Below are 23,081 nucleotides of genomic sequence, written 5' to 3'. Positions count from 1 at the left end.
TCAGATAAAGCGGGTGAGAAATGCCAGGCTGGGCAGCGACAGCACAGTTGCGGCAAGAATGGCCCGGGCCAGCCGGTCAGTCGGTATACCGTATTTCAGGGCAATGACAAAGGGCATCGCGCCGCAGGGGCCGGCCGCCAGCAGAATCAGGGTCGCCTGCCACTGAACATCCGCACCGTTAACATTCCCCAGCAGGTACATCAGGGTCGGCTGCGCCACCAACGCCAGTGCAATTACCAGGCAGGTCAGCTTATCCAGGCTGAACAGCCGTACATTGGCCATAGTAATACCCAACACAAACAACAGCGTTGCCGGGGCTGTACGGCCAACAAAGTCGGCAAAGGTATACAGACCTGCCGGCGAACCGATGCCTGACAGATTTGCCAGCAGCCCCAGCGACAACGCCCACAAAGCCGGGTTTCTGGCCAGAATGGCCGGCACCTGTGAAACAGACGCACCGCCCCGCGAAATCAGTTCGACGATGAAGACAGTGCCACAATACAGCACCGCCAGATCGGTAAAGATCGCCCCTTCCACCGGAATGGCAGCAACCTCCCCCTTCAGCAGGGTCACAATCGGCAGCACGTAGTAGAGATGGTTTACAAACACGGTTGTCATCCCCAGTACCAGGCCTTCACCCAACGAGGTACGGAATACCCGGACGGCAACAAAGGCAACCACCGCATAAAGCGTCACTTCCACGGCAAAGTAACTGCCCAGCGCTGCCACATCATACTCTCCCAGCGGCGAGCGGGCCGCCAGCAGGAAAATCAGCGCTGGCTGGCCAATGTAATACACAAAGGCATTCAGCGCCCTTGCCATTTCCGGTGTAAAAATCCCTTTACGGCCAAACACAATGCCCAAAAAGATTACCGTGAAAATCGGCAAAATCGGGTTGGCGAGAGCAGCTAACATAGTAATCCTTACAAAACGGGGGTGACTGACACTCAGGATAAAAGCTTATTTTTAGCTTCAATCCACTGGGACATATACTTAGTACTTTTATGGTGATGGTGACGTAACAGCTGCCCCATGAAATTCTCTTTGCGGCTAACCGTCAGATGCGCCCTGGTATACTCAATCTGCTGCAGAAAACGGGCCTGAATCTTTTCCCGGGAAAACTCAGCTTCAAGAATATCGAAACCGTTCTGCTGACAGTCCTGCCAGAACTCCGCATCCTTATACAGACGGACCGCGCCGGCGACAATGGCCGGTACAGACTCCGCTACTTCACCACACCAGGGAATATCCCCGTGCATGGATTCAGCCCCGACCGGCGTAGTAACCGCCGGCGTGCCATTAAGCATGGCATCGGTGAACTTGCCTTTGATGCCGGCACCGAAGCGCAGCGGTGCCAGACACACCCGGGCCTGACTCAGCACCCGGTGAACATCCGGGGCCCAGCCATCCAGATAAAAACCCTCACCAGGCTTATGCAGATCGGTGGCCTTTTTCGGCGGATAAGCACCGTAAACATGCAACTCAGCCTTCGGCAGCTGTTCTCTCACCCGCGGCCATATCACCTGCTTCAGCCAGAGGACGGAATCCCAGTTCGGTGCATGGCGGAAATTACCTATGGTCACGAAGTGATTACGGGCTTTGAAACGCGGCAGGGTTATATTCTCCCGTTCCAGCATAAACGGCAGATGCACCAGATTTTCATGGCGGACGCCGAAACACTCAGTGAGCAGTTCAATTTCAAAACGGGAAATCATTATGCTCAGATCACAGCGCATAATGGCCGCAATCTCACGCTGGGCGATATCCAGCTCAGACATCTCCAGAAACAGGGTGTGTTTGTCGTCAAACTGCTTATCCAGGGTTTCGGCCGGATCCAGCTTTTTAAACCGCTGGTGGCGAACCTGACGCAGGCTGTGCAGATCTTCTGTATCCAGAATCCGCAGGGCCTGCGGGCACTGCTGCTCCACTCGCCAGCCAAACTGTTCTTCCATCATAAAGCGGTCGAACATGACGATCTGAGGGTCAAGATTACGCACCCAGCCATCAAAACTTTCGCTGTTCAGTTCAATGGCAACCTCATGAACATCCAGAGACTTGAGATCCGCACGGTGTTCACTCAGGGCTGCCGGGCTGGCAAAGGTGACTTCATATCCCTGTTGCTGAAAAAAGTCGATTAACTCCATCATCCGGCTGCCCGCAGCAGAAGACCGGGGTTCAGGCCAGACATAACCAATAATCAACAACTTAAGAGCCATAAAAATCCATTGTCAGAAAACATATATGGCCGGGGAAATTTCACCAAACAGACACGCAACTTCCCCGGGTGCAGTGCCTATGTTACTAAATTTTACGCAAAAAAGTTGTCCCGGAGACCTGTCAGAAACAACCGGACTGACCAGATTAAGACCTCAGAGGGATAAATCCCCCTGTAAACGGTCCCTCCTGTCGCCTGCCAGTGCCTGTCAGCCCCGGGGAGGATGAAAGGTGAACTCTTCCGGAGTGATGACATTGCCAATCGCCTGACGGATATTCTTGGGAATACTGTCATCCGTATGATGAAACAAATCACATTTTTTCATCGCCTTACGCACATCAATATTTTTACCCAGATACTCAAACATAGTTCTTGCCGCGCCGGGCTGATGGGCGCTGCAACTGGATGCACAGATCATCAACCCAGAGAGGTACGGATTATTCGGCCGGTAACTGGGGGTCAGAATGGTTTCAGAAACCGTGGAATTCAGCTCCGGCTCGGACTCCACCAAAAACAGCCTGTCGGCCAGTAAGAATACCAGCCCGTGATACTTAATCGTCAGGCGCGCGCCTAACATGGGGTTTTTGCCACTGGAGCGTTCGATGTGCTTCATGTAATAAATATCATCACTCTTATAAATCTTTACAAAGGAGCGAAAGATAAACCCGGGAAAACCAAACGAATAAAAATAGCGGTAGTAATAGCCTTCATACCGCTCCAGCCCCTGACTCGGGCTCTTCAGCAGCGGCAAAATGATATTCGCCAGATTACGGGGGATAGCCTGCTGCGCATTGACGGTATCCGGCGGGGATACTCTGGACTGAAACACCGCCGGCAGCTCTACAATCTCTTCACTCTCAACACCGAAGAAATCACAGATTTTCTTCAGGTTTTTGAACGACGGAAACGCCTTGCCATTCAGATAACGGTTAAACTGCTGACGGTTGATTTCAAGCCGGCGGCACACCTCTGAAATAGAACTGTAGAACCCGCACAGGAACTGCAGGTTCGTCGCAAAGTTTTCCAGATCATCATTTGACTGCATGGCCAACCTCTCCTGAATACTTACCGATAATCACGCCGGCGGCCCGCCAGCAAAGAATAGATCCACGGCCGGTTGCGGCATCTGAAGTACGCCGCACAGCCGTTCATGCTTTGAAACTTACCCTAAAACCTACCCAGAAACATAAAGAAAACTGAGAAAAAAGCACAAATTATGTAAGCGCTGCATCACCAACGCACAAAAACTGCAGCGCTAATGCTGCAGAGTGAACAAAGCTGCCAAATGGTTGCAGCGCAGGTTCCGCTGATAGTCTGATCCGGTACTCAGATAACCCGCTACCACACACAACCGGAGCACAAGATGTCCCTGCCGCAATCCACCAATCCTTCCTTCTGGACCCGTACCGCTGTTGCTGCAGCGCCGGGTAAAGCCCTGCAGGAAGACATCCGCCGGGATGTTACCGTCATCGGTGCCGGTATAACCGGATTAAGGGCAGCACTGGAACTGGCATCATCGGGCGCTTCTGTCGCCTTACTGGACGCCCATGAACCGGGCTGGGGCGCATCCGGCCGTACCGGCGGGCAGGTCAATCCGCTGGCCCATGCGGTGCCGGAAAAAATCATCGCCCAGTTAGGCAACACCTTCGGCCCGCGCATGCTGGAAAGCTATGTTAATTCCGGTAACGAACTGTTCAATCTGATTGCGGAACACCAACTGGACTGCGACGCAGTACAGAATGGCTGGATTCGGGGAGCTCACTGTACCGGCGCCATTAAAGAACTGGAAGCCATGCATAAGGGCTGGTCAGAGTACGGGCTGGATATCAGTTTTACCCAAGGTCAGGCACTGCGTGAACTGAGCGGCTCCGATGCTTACAAAACCGCCACCGTGGTTAAATCCGGCGGCTGCATCCAGCCCCTCTCCTACAGCCGGGAGCTGGCCCGGGTTGCCACTGAACAGGGTGCTGAAATCTATTCCTGCAGCCCGGCCCTGAGTGTCACCCCGGACAACAGACAATGGCAGGTCAGTACACCGTCAGGCAAGGTGACCAGCGACTGGGTACTGTTCTGTACCAACGGCTATACCGACGACACGCTTAAGGGCCTTAAGCAGACCATAGTACCCCTGATCAGTGTTCAGGCAGTTACCCGGCCGCTAAGCGACGCTGAATACAATGCCATCCTGCCCCAGGGGCATACCCTTTCTGATACCCGCCGGGTGATCTACTACTGCCGCAAAGACAACCACAACCGCCTGCTGTTCGGCAGCCTTGGCATGAGTGAACAGTGCAACACCGCAGACCGCAAACGCCTGCACAAAGCCATCAGTCACGTGTTCCCGCAGTTCAGCGCCACCGATCTGGATGTGTACTGGGGCGGACGGCTGGCCTTCACACCTGAAGTGCTGCCTCACCTTCACGAACCGGCACCGGGCATTCTGGCCGGCCTGGGGTACAACGGTCGCGGGGTGGCAATGGGCACCGTCATGGGCCGTATTCTGGCCGAACGGGTGCAGGGAAAAGCGCCGGAAGATCTGGCCATCCCCACCACCGGGTTTAAAGCATTCCCCTTTCACGGCATGCACCGGCTAGGCGTGTACAGCGCCATTAAATACTACGAAGCACGGGACGCCATTGATACCAGAATTGGCTAAGTAACATTAATAATTCACATGACTAGTACACCATAACTTATTGATTAAAAATAAAACACATAGGAAAAAACAGCATGATATCAGTTCAGTCACCGGATGCTTCACAACTTGAAACGGCGACACAGTGGCCGGTCTGGGAAAAAGAGATCTGTAACTTTGACGAAGATTACACCGCCAGAGAAATGTTCTACATCCTGGACGGCGAAGCCCGCCTGACAACCCGGTGCGGCATCGATCAGACCATCCGTCAGGGCGATCTGGTGACGGTGGAAGCCGGCGTTTTGGTGAACTGGGATATCCGCCAGCCCATCCGCAAACACTTCAAATTTTTCTAGAACAGGTTTCTGACAACCCGTCTGCGCACAGCGACTTCATCTGCAAACAATAACAAAGGAGCCCCCTCCATGAGCAGCACTGAACATTACCAGAACTATATCAACGGCGAGTTTGTCGCCGCCTCTTCCGGTGACCGGATCGATGTCCTGAACCCGGCCAGCGGTGAACGGCTGTCCACCATACCTGACAGCCATGCCGAAGACGTTAACCGGGCGGTAGCCGCTGCGAAGGCTGCACAGGTTGAATGGGCACGTAAACCTGCCATTGAACGGGCCGGCTACCTGCGCCGTATCGCTGCCAAACTGCGGGAAAATGTGCCGGCACTGGCCCGCACCATTGTGGCCGAACAGGGCAAAGTCATGGGGCTGGCAGAAGTCGAAGTTAACTTCACCGCCGATTATCTGGATTACATGGCCGAGTGGGCCCGGCGCATTGAGGGCGAAGTCATCACCAGTGACCGTCCGGATGAAACCATCTTTTTACAGCGTAAACCCATCGGCGTGGTAGGCGGCATTCTGCCCTGGAACTTCCCGTTCTTCCTGATTGCCCGCAAACTGGCACCGGCACTGGTCACCGGTAACACCATCGTGATTAAGCCCAGCGAAGAAACCCCTAACAACGCTTTCGAATTTGCCAGACTGGTGGCTGAAACCGACCTCCCGGCCGGTGTTTTCAATCTGGTCGCCGGTAAAGGCGCCAGTGGCGCGGCCCTTTGTGAGAACAAAGATGTGGGCATGATCAGCTTCACCGGCAGCGTCGAAACCGGTAAACGTATCATGGCTGCCTGCGCGGCTAACGTCACTAAGGTTAATCTGGAACTGGGTGGCAAGGCCCCTGCCATCGTCACCGCCAACGCCGATGTTGATCTGGCGGTAAAAGCCATCCGTGACTCACGCATCATCAACACCGGACAGGTCTGTAACTGCGCTGAACGGGTTTATGTTGAACGGGCAGTTGCCGATGAGTTCCTGGAAAAAATCACCGCCGCCATGACCAACACCCAATTTGGCGATCCGCTGCAGGACGCTGATATCGAGATGGGCCCGCTGGTTAACCGGGCCGGGCTGGATAAAGTTGCCGCGATGGTAGCAGCCGCCAAAGCCGACGGCGTAAACGTACTCTGCGGCGGCAATGTCGTCGAAGATGTTGCCGGCCATCACTATCAGCCAACCGTGCTGCAAGTGGACAGTAATCAGCACCCGCTGATGCAGCAGGAAATCTTTGGTCCTGTTCTGCCGGTCATGATCGTCGACAGTCTGGATGAAGCACTGCAATACGCCAACGACACCGAATACGGCCTGACCTCCTCCATCTTCTCCCGGGATGCAGACGAGATCATGAAAGCCTGCCGTGAACTGAAGTTCGGTGAAACCTATGTCAACCGCGAACACTTTGAAGCCATGCAGGGTTACCACGCCGGTACCCGTAAATCAGGCATCGGCGGCGCAGACGGTAAGCACGGCCTGTACGAATACACCGAAACCCAGGTGGTGTACTGGCAGTCACGCTGATGAAAAGCCGTTCCGCAATCATCGAACAGGCGCTGTTTATGGCTGAATGCGGCGTGCTGGCCAGCACCATCTGCGACCGGCTGAAGATCACCGACACCACCTTCTACAACTGGAAGCGCCGGTTCAACGGTCTGAATGCCGCCGCCATTGATCAGCTGACCGACCTGCAGCAGCGCAACCGCCTGCTGCAAAAACAGGTTGAGCAACTGAACCTGGATAAACAGATTTTGCAGGATGTGCTCTGTAACAGCCTGCAAACGGAACACCGGGAACAGAAAATCCCGGGAATACTGGAATCACAGCCGGTAACCAATAACCGTGCCCGACAGCTAATGTTACTAAAATAAGCTCAGGGCATATAAAAACCGTGAAGCCAATTCGCTTCACCATTAACATGTCGCGCCTGAGATACGCGACCCAGAGGTAAAAGATGAAAACAACAACTAAATCTTTACTGTTAAGCTGCGCCCTGTTCTGTGCCAGCCCTTTGCTGCAGGCAGCTGAATACAAGATCGCCCTTGGCGGCGGTCAGGGTGGCTCCCAGCATGCGCTGGCCAGTAAATTTGTCTCCGAGCTGGAAAAAAACACCGACGGTAAGTCTACCGCCAAGATGTTCTACAACAGCCAGTTGGGCTCCGAGCAGGACACCATCAACGATGCGGCACTGGGTGTACTGGACTTCTCCGTCGTTGCTATTAACAACATCACCCCTTTCTCGCCGACGGTTGGGGTATTTACCCTGCCCTATATGATTCAGAGTCTGGATGAAGCGGTTGAGCTGACCAAGAGCCCGGCTGCTCAGCAACTGGTTGATAACACCGTTCGGGACGCCGGTGTTCGCATCATCGGCTGGACCTTTTCCGGATTCCGCGTACTGACTAACTCCAAACACCCGGTCGGTAACCTCAGCGATCTGCAGGATCTGGTGATCCGGGTACCGAAGAACGAGATCATGATTGATACCTACAAAGCCTGGGGCATCAACCCGACGCCAATGGCCTGGTCTGAACTGTTCACGGCTCTGCAGCAGAAGGTTGTCGACGGACAGGACCTGTCTCTTGTAGATATCGAGTCTGTAAAGTTCAACGAAGTGCAGACCTACATCTCCAACATTCACTACAACTTCCTGCTGGAACCTATGATCATGTCTGAAGCCATCTTCCAGGAGCAGCCAAAGGACGTTCAGGAGGCAATTCTGGCCGCAGGCAAAGCAGCCACCCTGCACAGTGCGGACTTCCTGCGCAGCAAGGAAGCCTCTGCCAAGGCAAACCTGCTGAGCAAGGGCATGCAGTGGGCTGAAGTGGATGAAGCTGAATGGATCAGCAAGGCAACGACTCAGGTGTGGCCAAAGTACTACGACAGCGTTGGTGGTAAAGACAAGATCAACAACGTTCTGCGCGCCCTGGGCCGCGACGAAATCTAAAACGCATCACAGCGTCGTCCAAACGCTGTTCTTATGCTTCAGCCCGGCCCTGCGCCGGGCTTTTTTATGATCAGCTCATGGCTGCCCACTTAGCAGGCGAAAATGCCCCGACCATATCCGCATCTTGACCGGAAAAACTTAACAATTGAACTTAACCGGCTGGCAGGATACCTATATATAACACTCATAAAGCGCACGGATGCTGCTAATGACACCTTCCTCATACACATTTCTGTTAGCACCTGGCTATCTTTTGGGCTTCCTCAGCGCAGCGGGAGCCACGCCATGAAAAAAGCGATTTTCGGTTTAGGCATGCTGACCATTCTGGCTATTCACAGCCTGCCAACGGACAACTTCCTCAGCAGAACCCTCAATAGCATTACGCTCTACAATCCGCTGCCATCCGGGCTGACGGAAACCGGCATTGCGGATTTTGACTGTTTCAGCGAGATAAAACGGCTTATCAATACAAACGGCATCAGCCATGAAATATGGTACGCAGGCAGTAACCCTGAACTGGTCAGCACGTCCCCGAGCATTAACAGCAAGGGGGTTACTATCAACAGCATTAAGGTCGTCACCATTAAAGCCCGGCGAATCAGCCTGTTATTTCTGGACAGTAACCTGACCACCTATCAGATAGCCTTTCATAACGGCATAGTGCAGGACATCAGCCACAATAGCGTATGGATGCCTTTGTTTTACTCCGACCTGATGATCTGAATATCCGCGCCCCCTTAAATCAGTACTGATACTTCTATGTGCAACAGAACTGCTCTATATTCCGGTCAATAAACAATAAAAACAAACACGGAAGGTCAGGTCATGTCACAACAACGCGTGCTTATCATTGGTGCCGGCCAGGCAGGCGGACAGCTAGCCCTGCAGCTTCGGCAAAAAGGCTTCACCGGCACTATCAGCCTGTTGGGGGAAGAAGCTTCCGCCCCCTATGAACGGCCGGCATTGTCCAAGGGCGTCCTTACTGGCACACAAACCACGGAAGACCTTTTGCTGCGTCCGGCTGCAACCTACCCGGAACAGGACATCACACTGCACCTGAATACACGTGCTGAGCAGATCGACCTTAAAACCCGGCAAGTACACACTGATACCGGACAGACGCTGGAATTCGATATCCTTGTCTTCGCGACCGGCGCGACACCCCGCCAGCTTCCACTGCCGGGCCGCGATCTTCCGGGCGTCCATCTGCTGCGTACCGATACTGATGCTCTGGCTATTAAACACCGACTGCAGAACGCCACTGCGGTTGCGATTATCGGTGCCGGCTTCATCGGCATGGAAGTCGCTGCCAGCGCCCGCCGTCTCGGCATTGCAACCCACGTGCTGGAAGCCGGGCCCCGCATCATGGCCCGCAGCCTGCCTGCTTTTCTTGCGGACAGAATCACAGAGTTACATGAAAGCCAGGGCAATGTGATTCACTGCAACGCCGCGCTCAAAGGCTTTAAGGGTAACCATCAGGTAACCGCGGTTGAATTTGAGGACGGCAGCGAACTGAAAGTTGATGCGGTCATCGTCGGCATCGGTGTAACCCCGAATACTCAGCTTGCAGAAGCCGCCGGCCTGCCCTGTGATAACGGCATCCTTACTGACGCCCGGGGTCAAACCAGTATTCCGAATGTGTATGCCATCGGTGACTGCGCAGCCAGCTACCTGCCCCGTTACGGCCGCCAGCAACGGCTGGAGTCTTATCAGAATGCTAACCTGCAGGCGGAAAATGTTGTCGCCAACATTCTCGGCAACCACAGTGAGTACAACCCAGTGCCCTGGATATGGTCCGACCAGTATCACTGGCAAATCCAAACGCTGGGCTTTCCCGCTGCAGCAGAACACTGGCTGCAGCGCGGTTCGCTGGAATCAGACCGGAAGGAAATTCATCTGGGTTTTAGCAACAATAAGCTTAGCGCAGTGGTCAGTATTGCAGAAGGTACAGCTGCTGCGGCAGATGTGAAGGTGTTGCAGCGCTTAATGGAGATGGAGGCGCAACCGGACCCGGACCAGCTGTGTAATCCGGACGTAAAACTCAAAGTACTCTTAAAACAGGTAAAGAAGTAAAACAGGCAAAGAGGTAAAACAGCTCCGCTGACAAACCGCGTTAGCCGTTACCAAGCAATTTTTCTGCCTCACGGCCGATGCAGAACAGTGCCTGATCCAGCGCAGCATTCCACGGCTGCGCACAGTTAAGCCGTAAACAGTTCAGGTACTGCTTATTGGCAGAGAACAGCTGGCCCGGTGCAATACTGATATTCAGCTCAAACAGCCGCTGGCACAGCGCCAGGGTATCAAAGTCTCTTACCAGCTCAACCCAGAGCACATAACCACCACAGGGCTGACTGATCCGCGTACCTTCCGGAAAATAACGGATCACCGCCTGACTGATTCGCTGAATCTGCTCCCGGTAACGCAGCCGCACTTCACGCAAGTGCCGCTCATAACCGCCGTCCTGCAGGTAATCCGTCAGCGCCAGCTGAGCCAGCGAATTACTGGACAGGTTCAGTATCTGCTTAAGGTGTTGCAGTCGTAACCGCAGTGCCGGCGGGCAGATCAGCCAGCCGATCCTCAGCCCGGGAGATACCGTTTTGGAAAATGAACTGTAATAAATCACCCTACCACAATCATCATAACTGTGCAGGCTGCAGGGGCGCTGATCTGTCTGACTCAGCTCACCGTAAATATCATCCTCAATGAGCATAAAATCATAGCGTTCAGCCAGACGGATAATTTTGTCTTTATTATCATCACTGAGTCTGGCACCCAGCGGATTCTGGAAATTCGGCATCAGCAAACAGGCTTTTACGGGCCATTGTCGGGCTGCCATTTCCAGCGCCGGTAAACTGATACCTTCAACGGGATCAGTCGCCACCTCAATGGCTTTCATACCGAGTGACTCGACTGCCTGTAACAACCCATAGTAAGTGGGCGACTCTATGGCGATTACATCCCCCGGCTCAGCAATGCTGCGTAACGCCAGTGTTAAGGCCTCCTGCGCACCGCCGGTAATCAGAATATCTTCGTTGTCCACCTCGCTGCCGGCAAAACGCATTCGCCGGGCAATCTGCTGCTTCAGCGCCTCATTACCGCCTGGCGAGGTGTAACCCGCTGCCCGTTCATCAAACTGACGCACAGCTAAGCCAAGGGACTTTTGCAACGCCCGCATAGGTAAAAAGTCGGTATGCGGAATGGCAAACCCCAGCTGGGTACAGTCTTTTTGCTGACTCAGCTGTCCCAGAAACAGGGTCACCTCACCGGTAGTCACCGGTACCGGCTGAACCGCTGACACCCCCGCCGCCGGCAATGCAGTTTCAGGCATTGAGGGCTGACACACATAGAAACCCGAACGCGGCCGCGCCGCAATGACGCCGTTATCTTCCAGTAAGCGCTGTGCCTGAACCACAGTGGACACACTGACATCCATACTCTGGCTGAGCTTTCGCACCCCCGGCAACCGCTCCCCGACACTGAACAGCCCACTGTCTATCTGTTGCTGAATACGGCCAGCCACTTCCCGGTATAACGCCATACAGTACAGTTCCCGAAGCAAAACCCAATACAGTTTTGTATTATGCAAAAACTGTACTGCTCAAAAAATAATTATCTAAATCTGTATTGAAACACTATACCCCAAATATACTTTTCATACAGCAGAAGCCACGCCTTGCCTGGCTTCCCACACTCAAACATCACTTATGCGATCAAAGGAATAAAACAATGAAAATCCCGGTTTATCAGGTCGATGCGTTTACAGACACTCTGTTCGGCGGCAACCCGGCCGCGGTATGCATGCTGGAAAACTGGCCTGAAGATGAACTGTTACAAAAAATTGCCGCCGAAAATAATCTGGCAGAAACCGCTTACATCGTTACCACAGAAAACGGCTATGAGTTACGCTGGTTCACACCAGCCGTAGAAATAGACCTGTGTGGCCATGCAACACTGGCAGCAGCCTATATTATCTTCCGCTTCGTTGCGCCAAACCTGCAACGGGTCAGTTTCAGCACAAAAAGCGGCATTCTGACAGTCAACCGGGAAGCGGAAGACCGCCTGAGCCTGGACTTCCCGGCCAGAAAGCCGACCCCTGCAGAAATCACCCAGGCCGCCATCAACGCCATGGGCAAAGCCCCTACAGAAGCATGGCAGTCCCGCGACCTGATGCTGGTCTATGAAAACGAAGCGGACATTCTGGCACTGGAACCCGATCTGCTGGCATTTAAGGAACTGACCAGCCATTTTGCCGTAATTACCACCGCCAAAGGAGATGAAGCAGACTTTGTATCCCGCTTCTTTGCCCCACTGGCAGGCATTCCGGAAGACCCGGTCACCGGTTCAGCCCACTGCACACTGATCCCTTTCTGGGCGGAACGGCTGGAAAAAAATACCCTGTTCGCCCGGCAGCTTTCTCCCCGCGGCGGTACTCTTTACTGCCAGCATCAGGGAGAACGGGTCATCATGAGCGGCACAGCGGTGCTGTTTATGCAGGGTGAAATCTACCTTTGAACACGCAGCCGGGGCGAAAGCTCCGGCCACCTCCACCTTCATGAACATAATCTGGCTGTCGGAGCTAAAAGCATCAGCAGATGCTCATACAGACTATTCGCGACTCTGAACCCGCTACCTGAAAATACCGACGGCAATCAAACCGACGCTGAAGCATTAATGCTGGTAATGACACCAAAAAGACACTGTTACTGGCAGATTTAATCAAGCCACAGCGGGTTACAGCTTAACTGCCCTATTAACACTTACCCCAGCGTAACAACCGCAATGCTATTTCATAAAACGAAAGGTTTGACGATGCAGCAAAGTGTCTGATCAGACACTATACCCCCCGGATTCCAGCCTCCTGAATCCCTGTTTTTCCAATAGACACGGGATGTTACTGGCGTATTAAACGCCGGTCTGAGTTAACAGAAGCTCCCGTGAACACCCGGCACACAGCCTTTACCGTCCACACCAACCCTGTCAGTCCAGAGCAGATAAGCATGAGCAGATCGCACAAGGGGAATCACTTAATATCTGTCCTGATAAACATGATGGCCGCATTTTATATATTCTCGATCGTTGATATGCGACTTTCGGACACTTTAAATTATTTTTCAGCACAGGACTGGCCAACAACACAGGGCACGATCACTCAGATAGCAGTAGTACCGGCTGAAACACACCTGTTGTTTCTTAAAAAAACAGGCATTCAGCCCCGAATACACTTTCGCTATTACGCAGAAGGAAAAGAGTATCTGGGCAGCAGGCCCTGGCTGGGTGCGGATACAACTGTCTACTCAGTCAACAGGCACGGCATATATTCAACGGTCTATAAAGATCAGTTACTGACGGATTATATAAACCGGAATTACCGGGCCGGCGATACCGTCACGGTTTACTACAACCAGACCGCCCCGGAACAGGCTGTCACAGAACATCAGGACGCAATGAGTGGATTCTGGTCTTACTGGATATACAGAGCACTTGCTCTGTTTTTCCTGCTAAATGCTATCAGACTGATCGCTTCCTGAAGCTAAACAATCATGCACCTAGTTCCTGGCTTTACTAAGCAGCAAGGTACGACGCTCAGCCTGCTGCCAACTAAAACACATCAGCTTATACCCCGCATACTGCTTATTGTTGACCGGAAGGACGCACCCGGTGACCAGCAAGTATCAACTGGCAGCCGGCTCAGCCCTGCGCTGTAACCATTCATGAACGGCAATCGCCAGTAAAATCAGCCCGCCGCCAAATGCCTGAAGCAGTGTAGTCACCTGCCCCAGCACAATAAAACCGATCACCATGGCAAACACCGGCTCAGTCAGTTCGATCAGTTGCACAGACTGGCTGTTCAGCAAAGTCAGCGCTTTCACGGTACACCAGAAACCGCCAATGGTTGGCAACACTGCCAGCAACAACAGAACAGGCAGGCTGTCAGCCGTTGGCACGCTCAGACCTGCCAGAGCAAAGGGAACCGCTAGATAAGCCACCCCAAACAGCAACAGGGCGAATACCGCGATCAGCCCGCCCCCCAGCTCAAAGCGCTTTGATAACACCAGAAACACTCCGTAACCGACGCCAGACAGCACCCCGTAGCCAATCCCGGCATAACTGCCTGCTCCGACACTGCCCACATCCAGAAAGATCAGCGACAGCCCAAGCAGCGATACCCCCACAGAAAACACATCAGCAGCACGCAGACCCCGCTTTTCAAGCACGGCACTGAAGATAAACGTCGTGACTGTGGAGGTACCAAACAGACAGAACACCACCACTGCCACATTGACATACTGATACGCAGCGGTTTCGAAGTTATAGAGCATGAAAAAGCCGAAAAACGCACAGGCAGCCGCCTGTCGCCACTTAGCCTGCAGATAACGGATCACCGCCGGCCACTGGCCGCTGACCAGCAACACGGCCCCCAGCACTGCAAGTGCCAATAAACATTTATAGAAAGCCACCGCCTGTGCAGATAACCCGGTTGCAAACAGGTTAACGCTGATAACCCCGACGGTGCCGTTGAAAAGTGCCGCCAGGGTCGCCAGCACCCCGCCTGCCATGCGTGAATTAATCATTTTGACCTATATTTGATTTATGCCAGAGAAGCCGGATTCAGAGTAGGGTATAACCCTTCAGACTTATGGACTGTCATTAAAATTAACTGACAGAATCACAGGCGGTTGCCGCAATGAATTCTGTGAGTCTCTTTGTTACTATGAGGCGGATACAGAAGGCGAAACTCTCAGGCCTTCTTTTAACTCTATACTGAGTAACACAGTTCTGTGCGCCGACAGACATGTGAAGCCGTACCCCGTATAGATGTCATCCGGCGCTATGCATTACGTTTGCAGCACAAGCATACCAAAGCAACACAATTCAGGCATAATGCATACAAATAATAACAAAAGCAACACAATCATGATAAACAAAATTGATAAGATCGCGATCGCCCCAAATAACACCTACCCCATCTATATGGCTGTCGCCAATCAGTTTGAAGCGCTGATCAAAAATAATGAGTACATTTACAACGAGCGCCTGCCAGCCCTGCGATTACTGGCCGAACACCTTGGCGTGGCACTTGATACTGTTAAGAAAGCCTACTCAGAACTGGAAAGCCGGCAGCTGGTCTACTCGCGGGTAGGCAGCGGCACCTACGTTAAATGGCGTCAGGCCGGTAACGCTGAATCCACACTCAGCGAGACCTTTATACCACCCAATAGCAACACAATTGATTTAAGCCTGAATGAACAACTGCTATTAGATGAGCGCGGCACAGAACTGAGCAATGCCATGGGCCGGCTTTCACATCAGACACAGCGGCTCAACCTGATGACCAGCTATCAGGCACCGGAACACATTATCCAGCCGCAACTGGAAATCATCGCCCGCTTTATGAATGAACTGGGCATTCCCGCCAGCACACACGAGATGCTGCTGACATCCGGCGCACAGCAGGGCCTGCACCTGATACTGCAATACCTGCTGAATACCGGAGACGTTATTGTCACCGGTCAGCAGGCCTACCCCGGCGTCAAACAGGCCAGCCATCTTCTGGGTCGCACGCTGATGACCGTCAGCCAGGACGCAGACGGCTTAAACACCGACGACCTTGAATCACTGCTCGCACAACAAACCGTCAGCGCCGTATACGTCACCCCTGAATATGACAACCCAACCGCAGCAGTCATGAGCCTGCCCCGCCGGGAACGCCTGGCTGAGCTGGCCCGGGAGCACAACTTTCTGATCATTGAAGACGGCGCCCTGCACATGCCGCAGAACGGCCTGCCTTCTCTGTACTCACTGGCACCCGGGCACTGTATTTATCTGTTCAGCTTTTCCAAGATTCTGGCCGGCGGATTACGGCTGGGTTCACTGCTCGCGTCGGGCCGTAATTACCGTAAAATGGTGGTCGCCCAGCAAAGCCAGTACTGGATGGTATCCCCCTTCCTCAGCAGCCTCGCCTGCGACATGATTCTGCACGGCGCCGCAAAGCGCCTACTGGACAAGCAGATTGCCGAACTGGAAAACCGCTTCCACCTGTGCCACAAAATACTCGGCAACTACAGCATCAGCGGCAGCGCCCCGGGCTATCATATCTGGCTGGCACTGCCGGAGCATATTGACGCCGACCGCCTGGCCGGCAGCCTGAAAAACCATCATGTAGAAATTGCCCCATCCAAAGCATTCTGTATGGACAGCACGCCGCCGGCGCACGCAATCCGCATCAGCCTGGCCGGCTCAGTCAATACCGGTGACTTCGTCCGGGGACTGGAAATCATCCGGGAGTGCCTGGAAGATTCCGGACAGGACGCCGACTGGAGCATCATCTGAATACCCTTCACAGGTAACAGATATTTTGCAGGCAACCGGCATCACGCCGTTGCCTGCCCCTCCCCCTACTCAGAGCAACACAGCTCTGAATATCACTTCTCATACCAATAGCTGTTTTTTCCAGCGTTTAAGCGTATTGTTCAGGCAACACGTAAATGGACTGAGACGCGCATCAATGAATGAACACATCACCGCCAGCCTGCATGAGGCCCGCGAAGGGCTTGAAAACCTGATCAACTCACCTGATACATTACAGAAAATAGCCACCGGTGCAGACTGGATTGTTTCGTCCGTGCGTAATGGCGGTCGGGTATTCTCCTGCGGGAATGGCGGCTCAATGTGTGATGCGATGCACTTCGCCGAAGAACTGACCGGCCGCTACCGAAACACCCGCAAAGGGGTTGCTGCGGTTGCCATCAGCGACCCGTCACATATCAGCTGCGTGGCAAACGATTTCGGCTATGACTACATTTTCTCCCGCTACCTTGAAAGCCACGGCAACCCAAAAGACCTGCTGATTGCACTGAGCACCAGCGGCAGCAGCAAAAACATCATCAAGGCAGTCGAAGCTGCACGTAACGAAGGCATACGCAGCATTGTACTGACGGGAAAACCTGACTCTGCCCTTCAGTCCATGGCCGATCTCTGCATCTGCACACCCGCCGGCAACTATGCTGACCGGGTGCAGGAACTGCATATTAAAGTGCTGCATATATTCATCGAACTCACCGAACGGACACTCTTCCCGGAAAATTACTGACCCGCTTCCAGGCCGGCCATCTGCCGGCCATCTGCCGGCCTCATTCCTCTGATACCTCAGCGCGACTACAGCTCTTCTGAATTAGCTTTTCCCTATCGAACCAATAGTCGTTATTTATCAATAAGTTACGATTATAAAAATCTATGAAAATCGTAGAAACTATCAATTATAATTAATTAATATAATTTCTTAATATCTCTCCAGCGTTACGAAACAGCAAACCAATTGCACACTTTAAGGAGAGTTACATGTCCCACTCGCTGATCAATACAGAAGTAAAACCTTTCCAGGCAACAGCCTTCAAAGCTGGTGAATTTGTACCGGTATCCGACGCTGACCTGAAAGGCAAATGGTCTGTGGTGTTCTTCTACCCGGCCGACTTTACATTTGTATGCCCAACGGAACTGGAAGATTTAGCAGACCACTACGCTGAACTGCAAAGCATGGGCGTTGAAGTGTACTCAGTCTCAACCGACACACACTTCACCCACAAAGCATGGCACGACACATCCGACAGCATTCGTAAGATCAACTACCCGATGATCGGTGACCCGACCGGCACCATCACCCGTAACTTCGGGGTAATGATCGAAGCAGACGGCCTGGCTGAGCGTGGCACCTTCGTGATCAACCCGGAAGGCAAGATTCAGATCATCGAAATCAATGCCGGTGCGATCGGTCGCGATGCCTCCGAATTGCTGCGCAAGATCAAAGCCGCGCAGTACATCGCTGCACACCCGGGTGAAGTATGCCCGGCTAAATGGAAAGAAGGCGAAGCCACCCTGGCTCCTTCACTGGATCTGGTCGGCAAAATCTGAGCCGCAGAACCACTCACAGTGCCGCATAAAGCGGCACTCTTGAGAACCATATTTTCATCAGGATATCACTTTGCACAGGGTCTCAGTCAGACCGGAAAAGGAATCACACATGTTAGATGCAAATCTCAAATCACAGCTAAACACTTACCTGCAAAACATCGTGCGTCCCATTGAGATTACGGTTGCCACCGATACCTCCCCGGAACGTCAGGCTAAATCTCAGGAATTACTGACACTGGCCACTGAAATCAGCAGCCTCTCTGAACATATCACGCTGCAGGAAGCGATTGCACAGGACCGCACCCCCAGCATGAGCATTGCGCTGACCGGTGAAGCCCCGCGGGTAACATTCGCAGGCGTACCCATGGGCCACGAATTTAACTCGCTGGTACTGGCGCTGCTCTATGCCGGCGGCCACCCACCAAAAGTGGATGAAGCACTGCTGGAGCAGATTCGGAACCTGCCCGGGGAACGCAACTTTGAAACCTATGTTTCCCTGTCGTGCCAGAGCTGCCCGGAAACGGTACAGGCACTCAACCTGATGGCCCTGCTGAATCCGAATATAAAACACACCATGATCGACGGCGCGCTCTTCCAGCAGGAAGTCGACAGTAAAAACGTCATGGCCGTCCCCAGTATTTACCTGAACGGCGAGCTGTTCGGCCAGGGCCGCATGACGGTGCAGGAAGTTGTCGACCAGTTGGATGATGCCGCCGCAGAAAAACAGGCCGATGCCCTGAACGCAAAAGCCCCTTACGACGTGCTGATCGTCGGCGGCGGCCCGGCAGGCGCATCCGCAGCCATATACGCGGCCCGCAAAGGCATCCGCACCGGCATCGTGGCAGACCGTTTCGGCGGCCAGGTGCTGGATACCATGGCCATTGAAAACTTCATATCCGTCAGCGAGACCGAAGGGCCTAAACTGGTTGCCAACCTTGAAGCACACGTTAAAGATTACGAAGTCGACATTATGACCGGCCAGTTGGCAAGCGGCCTGACAAAGGACACAAACGGCATCAGCGTTGAGCTGAAAAACGGCGCCAGCCTGCAGAGCAAATCGGTGATTATTTCCACCGGCGCACGCTGGAGAGAAATGAACGTCCCCGGCGAGCAGACCTACCGCGGTAAAGGGGTTGCTTACTGCCCGCACTGCGACGGCCCGCTGTTTAAAGGCAAAAAGGTCGCCGTCATTGGCGGCGGTAACTCAGGCATTGAAGCGGCAATCGATCTGGCGGGCATTGTTGAGCACGTCACCGTGCTGGAATTTGCCGACACCCTGCGTGCCGATGAAGTACTGCAACGCAAGGCCCGTTCAATGGCGAATATCGAGATTATCAGCAGCGCTATGACTACCGAAGTACTGGGTGACGGCAACCGGGTAACCGGACTGACCTGGGAAGACCGCACCAACGGCCAGCTGAACCAGCTGAACCTTGCCGGCATCTTCGTACAGATCGGCCTGATGCCGAACACCGAATGGCTGGGCGACAGCATTGCCCTGACTGACAGAGGCGAAATTCCCGTCGACAACCGGGGCCAGACCTCTGTTCCGGGCGTTTTTGCCGCCGGCGATGTAACCGACTCCGCCTACAAGCAAATCATCATTGCAATGGGCTCCGGTGCAACGGCCTCACTCGGCGCGTTTGACCACCTGATCCGCAGCAGCGCAGATCAGGAACTGGAAGCAGTCGCCTGATTGACGAACGGCCTGCAAACGGTTTTCTCCTGCTCACGGGTTACCACGGCCATGGGCCTGTGGGTGGGAGATCCTTTATCCATATAACCCCCCCCTAAAAAAGCTCACCGGATGAGCGCCTCTCTTGACTGCAGCACAGGAACAACATTCAACAAAACCGGTCATACTCTAAACGGTCTGACTGATAAGGAATTACACATGCCTGCCCAACGCCAGAAAGTCACGTTCACCAGTAACGGCCATCAACTGGCCGGATTACTTGAAACACCCGAAGTAAATTCCCGGGGCTGCGCCCTGTTTGCCCACTGTTTCACCTGCGGTAAAAATGTCCTCGCCGCCACACGGATTTCCCAGAGCCTGGTAGCACTGGGCTTTTCAGTGCTGCGTTTTGACTTCACCGGCCTTGGCGGCAGTGGCGGGGATTTCTCCAACACCAATTTTTCATCCAATGTAGATGATCTCATCGCCGCTGCGGATTACCTGCGCGAAAATCATCAGGCACCTGCACTGCTGATCGGCCACAGCCTGGGCGGCCGGGCGGTCTTATCCGCCGCTAACCGGATTCCGGAAGTTGCTGCCGTGGCCACCATCGGCGCACCGGCAGATGCTGCCCACGTGGAAAAACAGTTTTCCGCCCATGTTGAAGAAATAGATACCCGGGGCAAAGCCGACGTCAGCCTCGGCGGTCGCAACTTTACCATTGAAAAACAGTTCCTCGACGATATCCGCAACACCAACGATGACATTGAACAGCTGCGCGTCCCCCTACTGGTCATGCACTCGCCGCTGGATGCCACCGTATCCATCCAACAGGCAGAGCATATCTACCGCCGGGCCAAACACCCGAAGAGCTTCATCACTCTGGATACAGCAGACCACCTGCTGACTAACAAAGCCGACGCCGCCTATGCGGCATCCATCATCAGCAGCTGGTCAGAAAAATACCTGGACACAGCCCCTTTACCTGAGACTCCGACGACACCGCCAGAGAAAGGCGAAGTCGTGATTTATGAAGGCAATAAACAGTTTCTGCGGGTGGTTCAAACCGACCATCACCAGTGGTTAAGCGACGAACCGGTAAATGTTGGTGGCGGTAATGCTGGCCCTGACCCTTACGAACAATTATTATCGGCGCTTGGCAGTTGCACGTCGATGACAATACGCATGTACGCCAATCACAAAAATCTGCCGCTGGACGCCGTAAACGTCAGCCTCAAGCACCACCGCCAGCATTGCAGCGACTGCCAGGCGGCAGATGAAAACAACCCGCGTATTGATGTCATCGAACGTTTGATCGACCTTAAGGGCGACCTGACCCCGGAACAGCGACAGCGGTTGCTGGAAATTGCTGATAAATGCCCGGTTCACCGTACCCTTGAAGGCCCGATTCGCATAACATCTGCGCTCGTGGAATGACGGCTCTCAGTGCAGAGCCGCCTCTAATCAGACATTTTTTACAGGCTACACTCTGTGCTGAAGTTTTTCGAAGGACTGATCGCTCCCTTTCCCGATCATGGCGACCGGCAACCGCCTGACAAGCTGTTTGCCTTTTGCCGTTACTACACCCGCGGTGCTGAACCTCAGCTGCTGCTGATGACATTACTGACCGCTTCACTGGCCATCAGTGAAGTGATCCTGTTTGGCTTTATGGGGGATCTGGTCGACTGGATCGCCACTAAAAGCACCCCCGAAATTCTCGCCGAGCACGGCACCCATCTGACCCTGATGGCCGTACTGCTGATGGTGGTGTTACCCCTGCTGGTGTTCTTCCATTCAGCGATTATCCATCAGGGCATTCTCGGCAATTATCCGATGGCCATCCGCTGGTCCATGCACCGCTACCTGCTTAAACAGAGCATGGCGTTTTATCAGAATGACTTCGCCGGCCGCATTGCCACTAAGGTAATGCAAACCTCGCTGGCATTAAGAGAAAGCATTACAAAAGTTCTGGATGTCTTTGTTTATATTATAGTTTACTTCACGTCACTGATGGTGCTCATCGCCCAGGCAGACCTGTTACTGCTGTTGCCGATGATGCTGTGGCTGGCGTGCTATGTGGCGATTCAGAAGTATTTTCTGCCCCGCTTACAGAAGGTTTCCACGGAACAGGCAGACGCCCGCTCGATGATGACCGGTGCCGTGGTCGACAGCTATACCAACATCGCTACCGTGAAACTCTTCTCCCATACCGACCGGGAAGAAGCCTATGCCAGAGACAGCATGCAGGGCTTTCTGGATACGGTTTACCGGCAAATGCGACTGGTCACCAAGCTGAACGTTCTGGTACAGCTTAACAACTATTTTCTGGTCTTCAGCATCACTGCTCTGTCGCTGTATCTGTGGAATGACAACGCCATAACCGCCGGCGCGATTGCCATCGCGGTCAGTCTTGCACTGCGGCTCAACGGCATGTCCCAGTGGATCATGTGGGAGGTCAGTAACCTGTTCGAGAACATCGGTACTGTTGCCGATGGCATGTCCAGCCTGGCCCAGCCACAAAGCGTTCAGGACAAACCCGATGCGCCGGCACTGCAGGTGAGCAAGGGCGAAATCCACTTTGATAACATCAGCTTCAATTACGGCGAAGAAATCCCCTTAATTGAAGCGATGAACCTGCGCATAAAACCTGGCGAAAAAGTCGGTCTGGTGGGCCGCTCAGGGGCCGGTAAATCCACCCTGGTTAACCTGCTGATGCGGTTTTACGATCTCAACACCGGCAAGATCACCATCGACGGCACCGACATTGCTGCCGTCAATCAGGAAAGCCTGCGCAGCCATCTGGGTATGGTGACTCAGGATACCTCCCTGCTGCACCGAAGCATCCGGGAAAACATCATGTATGGCCGCCCGGACGCCAGTGAAGAGGATATGCGCTCGGCCACCGTTCAGGCGCAGGCAGACCAGTTTATCGACAGCCTCAGCGATCCGAAAGGTGGTACCGGCTACGATGCACAGGTCGGCGAACGGGGTGTTAAACTCTCCGGCGGCCAGCGCCAGCGCATCGCCATTGCCCGGGTATTGCTGAAAGATGCGCCTATCCTGCTGCTGGACGAAGCCACCTCCGCGCTGGACTCAGAAGTGGAAGCCGCCATTCAGCAAAACCTGACTCGCCTGATGGAAAACAAAACCGTTATCGCCATTGCCCACCGCCTGTCGACGATCGCGGCAATGGACCGCCTCATCGTGCTGGATAAAGGCCGGATTGTTGAAGAAGGTAACCATCAGGAGCTGCTGGATAAAGGCGGCATCTACGCCCAGCTATGGGCACATCAGAGCGGCGACTTCCTCGGCGAAGCCTGATATCGGCTGCGTGCCTGCTGACAGCCGTCAGCAGG

General features: G+C 53.8%; 20 protein-coding genes. 15 read left to right on the top strand and 5 right to left on the bottom strand.

The annotated features are described in order from the left end of the window. From PCI15_RS11025 to PCI15_RS11015, 3 genes are all read right to left on the bottom strand, one after another. A complete protein-coding gene (locus tag PCI15_RS11025) occupies window positions 1-915 on the bottom strand; it encodes an AEC family transporter (protein WP_271274388.1) in 915 nt (304 codons plus the stop codon). 32 nt (window positions 916-947) lie between these two features. Then, complete coding sequence (locus PCI15_RS11020) at window positions 948-2,216, bottom strand: glycosyltransferase (protein ID WP_271274387.1); 1,269 nt, start codon at window positions 2,214-2,216, stop codon at window positions 948-950. A gap of 207 nt (window positions 2,217-2,423) precedes the next feature. Further along, entirely contained in the window at window positions 2,424-3,260 is an 837-nt protein-coding gene (locus PCI15_RS11015) for a helix-turn-helix domain-containing protein (RefSeq protein ID WP_271274386.1), read from the bottom strand. A 318-nt stretch (window positions 3,261-3,578) separates the two neighbouring features. Here PCI15_RS11015 and PCI15_RS11010 point away from each other — a divergent pair, with 318 nt between their 5' ends. The 7 genes from PCI15_RS11010 (at window position 3,579) to PCI15_RS10980 (ending at window position 10,214) form a co-directional block, all read left to right on the top strand. Beyond that, window positions 3,579-4,871: an NAD(P)/FAD-dependent oxidoreductase gene (locus tag PCI15_RS11010; protein ID WP_271274385.1), complete on the top strand. Its 1,293-nt coding sequence runs from the start codon at window positions 3,579-3,581 to the stop codon at window positions 4,869-4,871. A 74-nt stretch (window positions 4,872-4,945) separates the two neighbouring features. After that, a complete protein-coding gene (locus PCI15_RS11005; protein WP_271274384.1) occupies window positions 4,946-5,206 on the top strand; it encodes a cupin domain-containing protein in 261 nt (86 codons plus the stop codon). A 69-nt stretch (window positions 5,207-5,275) separates the two neighbouring features. After that, a complete protein-coding gene (gene aldA, locus PCI15_RS11000; protein WP_271274383.1) occupies window positions 5,276-6,718 on the top strand; it encodes an aldehyde dehydrogenase in 1,443 nt (480 codons plus the stop codon). Continuing rightward, a complete protein-coding gene (locus PCI15_RS10995; RefSeq protein WP_271274382.1) occupies window positions 6,718-7,065 on the top strand; it encodes a transposase in 348 nt (115 codons plus the stop codon). Before aldA ends, PCI15_RS10995 begins: the two co-directional genes overlap by 1 nt. Before the next feature lie 83 nt (window positions 7,066-7,148). Beyond that, window positions 7,149-8,141 carry a TRAP transporter substrate-binding protein gene (locus PCI15_RS10990; RefSeq protein ID WP_271274381.1) on the top strand — a complete coding sequence of 331 codons (993 nt, stop codon included), beginning with the start codon at window positions 7,149-7,151 and terminating at the stop codon, window positions 8,139-8,141. 285 nt (window positions 8,142-8,426) lie between these two features. Beyond that, window positions 8,427-8,864: a hypothetical protein gene (locus tag PCI15_RS10985; protein WP_271274380.1), complete on the top strand. Its 438-nt coding sequence runs from the start codon at window positions 8,427-8,429 to the stop codon at window positions 8,862-8,864. A 102-nt stretch (window positions 8,865-8,966) separates the two neighbouring features. After that, the gene (locus PCI15_RS10980; RefSeq protein ID WP_271274379.1) at window positions 8,967-10,214 is read left to right on the top strand and encodes an NAD(P)/FAD-dependent oxidoreductase; all 1,248 of its coding nucleotides are present in this window, start codon (window positions 8,967-8,969) and stop codon (window positions 10,212-10,214) included. 40 nt (window positions 10,215-10,254) lie between these two features. On the opposite strand, the gene PCI15_RS10975 is transcribed toward PCI15_RS10980, so the two are convergent. After that, complete coding sequence (locus PCI15_RS10975; protein ID WP_271274378.1) at window positions 10,255-11,679, bottom strand: aminotransferase-like domain-containing protein; 1,425 nt, start codon at window positions 11,677-11,679, stop codon at window positions 10,255-10,257. Window positions 11,680-11,867: 188 nt separating this feature from the next. On the opposite strand from PCI15_RS10975, the gene PCI15_RS10970 reads away from it, so the two are divergent. Next, window positions 11,868-12,653, top strand: a complete 786-nt coding sequence (locus PCI15_RS10970) for a PhzF family protein (RefSeq protein ID WP_271274377.1) — start codon at window positions 11,868-11,870, stop codon at window positions 12,651-12,653. Window positions 12,654-13,324: 671 nt separating this feature from the next. Then, window positions 13,325-13,669 (top strand): DUF3592 domain-containing protein, encoded by a 345-nt coding sequence (locus PCI15_RS23785; protein WP_446680452.1) that lies wholly within the window; start codon window positions 13,325-13,327, stop codon window positions 13,667-13,669. 144 nt (window positions 13,670-13,813) lie between these two features. Here the strand turns inward: PCI15_RS23785 and PCI15_RS10960 are convergent, their stop codons facing one another. After that, complete coding sequence (locus PCI15_RS10960) at window positions 13,814-14,713, bottom strand: DMT family transporter (RefSeq protein WP_271274376.1); 900 nt, start codon at window positions 14,711-14,713, stop codon at window positions 13,814-13,816. A gap of 343 nt (window positions 14,714-15,056) precedes the next feature. On the opposite strand from PCI15_RS10960, the gene PCI15_RS10955 reads away from it, so the two are divergent. From PCI15_RS10955 to PCI15_RS10930, 6 genes are all read left to right on the top strand, one after another. Next, the gene (locus PCI15_RS10955; RefSeq protein WP_271274375.1) at window positions 15,057-16,472 is read left to right on the top strand and encodes an aminotransferase-like domain-containing protein; all 1,416 of its coding nucleotides are present in this window, start codon (window positions 15,057-15,059) and stop codon (window positions 16,470-16,472) included. Window positions 16,473-16,647: 175 nt separating this feature from the next. After that, the gene (locus tag PCI15_RS10950; protein WP_271274374.1) at window positions 16,648-17,232 is read left to right on the top strand and encodes an SIS domain-containing protein; all 585 of its coding nucleotides are present in this window, start codon (window positions 16,648-16,650) and stop codon (window positions 17,230-17,232) included. A gap of 260 nt (window positions 17,233-17,492) precedes the next feature. Beyond that, window positions 17,493-18,050: an alkyl hydroperoxide reductase subunit C gene (ahpC, locus tag PCI15_RS10945; protein WP_446680453.1), complete on the top strand. Its 558-nt coding sequence runs from the start codon at window positions 17,493-17,495 to the stop codon at window positions 18,048-18,050. 109 nt (window positions 18,051-18,159) lie between these two features. After that, complete coding sequence (gene ahpF, locus PCI15_RS10940) at window positions 18,160-19,746, top strand: alkyl hydroperoxide reductase subunit F (protein ID WP_271274372.1); 1,587 nt, start codon at window positions 18,160-18,162, stop codon at window positions 19,744-19,746. A gap of 198 nt (window positions 19,747-19,944) precedes the next feature. Further along, window positions 19,945-21,162, top strand: a complete 1,218-nt coding sequence (locus PCI15_RS10935) for a bifunctional alpha/beta hydrolase/OsmC family protein (protein ID WP_271274371.1) — start codon at window positions 19,945-19,947, stop codon at window positions 21,160-21,162. A 54-nt stretch (window positions 21,163-21,216) separates the two neighbouring features. Then, the gene (locus PCI15_RS10930) at window positions 21,217-23,046 is read left to right on the top strand and encodes an ABC transporter ATP-binding protein (protein ID WP_271274370.1); all 1,830 of its coding nucleotides are present in this window, start codon (window positions 21,217-21,219) and stop codon (window positions 23,044-23,046) included. Window positions 23,047-23,081: the final 35 nt, after the last annotated feature.

Origin of the sequence: Aliamphritea hakodatensis (assembly GCF_024347195.1) — a bacterium.
In the GTDB taxonomy this organism is placed as follows: Bacteria; Pseudomonadota; Gammaproteobacteria; order Pseudomonadales; family Balneatricaceae; genus Amphritea; species Amphritea hakodatensis.
Note: the sequence above shows the minus strand (reverse complement) of the source record. Positions and strands in the feature narration are given on the sequence as shown.

Excerpts from the sequence above, each read along its gene's own strand:
- PCI15_RS11025 (WP_271274388.1), bottom strand. The coding sequence starts at position 915 with ATGTTAGCTGCTCTCGCCAACCCGATTTTGCCGATTTTCACGGTAATC.
- PCI15_RS11020 (WP_271274387.1), bottom strand. The coding sequence starts at position 2,216 with ATGGCTCTTAAGTTGTTGATTATTGGTTATGTCTGGCCTGAACCCCGG.
- PCI15_RS11015 (WP_271274386.1), bottom strand. The coding sequence starts at position 3,260 with ATGCAGTCAAATGATGATCTGGAAAACTTTGCGACGAACCTGCAGTTC.
- PCI15_RS11010 (WP_271274385.1), top strand. The coding sequence starts at position 3,579 with ATGTCCCTGCCGCAATCCACCAATCCTTCCTTCTGGACCCGTACCGCT.
- PCI15_RS11005 (WP_271274384.1), top strand. The coding sequence starts at position 4,946 with ATGATATCAGTTCAGTCACCGGATGCTTCACAACTTGAAACGGCGACA.
- aldA (WP_271274383.1), top strand. The coding sequence starts at position 5,276 with ATGAGCAGCACTGAACATTACCAGAACTATATCAACGGCGAGTTTGTC.
- PCI15_RS10995 (WP_271274382.1), top strand. The coding sequence starts at position 6,718 with ATGAAAAGCCGTTCCGCAATCATCGAACAGGCGCTGTTTATGGCTGAA.
- PCI15_RS10990 (WP_271274381.1), top strand. The coding sequence starts at position 7,149 with ATGAAAACAACAACTAAATCTTTACTGTTAAGCTGCGCCCTGTTCTGT.
- PCI15_RS10985 (WP_271274380.1), top strand. The coding sequence starts at position 8,427 with ATGAAAAAAGCGATTTTCGGTTTAGGCATGCTGACCATTCTGGCTATT.
- PCI15_RS10980 (WP_271274379.1), top strand. The coding sequence starts at position 8,967 with ATGTCACAACAACGCGTGCTTATCATTGGTGCCGGCCAGGCAGGCGGA.
- PCI15_RS10975 (WP_271274378.1), bottom strand. The coding sequence starts at position 11,679 with ATGGCGTTATACCGGGAAGTGGCTGGCCGTATTCAGCAACAGATAGAC.
- PCI15_RS10970 (WP_271274377.1), top strand. The coding sequence starts at position 11,868 with ATGAAAATCCCGGTTTATCAGGTCGATGCGTTTACAGACACTCTGTTC.
- PCI15_RS10960 (WP_271274376.1), bottom strand. The coding sequence starts at position 14,713 with ATGATTAATTCACGCATGGCAGGCGGGGTGCTGGCGACCCTGGCGGCA.
- PCI15_RS10955 (WP_271274375.1), top strand. The coding sequence starts at position 15,057 with ATGATAAACAAAATTGATAAGATCGCGATCGCCCCAAATAACACCTAC.
- PCI15_RS10950 (WP_271274374.1), top strand. The coding sequence starts at position 16,648 with ATGAATGAACACATCACCGCCAGCCTGCATGAGGCCCGCGAAGGGCTT.
- ahpF (WP_271274372.1), top strand. The coding sequence starts at position 18,160 with ATGTTAGATGCAAATCTCAAATCACAGCTAAACACTTACCTGCAAAAC.
- PCI15_RS10935 (WP_271274371.1), top strand. The coding sequence starts at position 19,945 with ATGCCTGCCCAACGCCAGAAAGTCACGTTCACCAGTAACGGCCATCAA.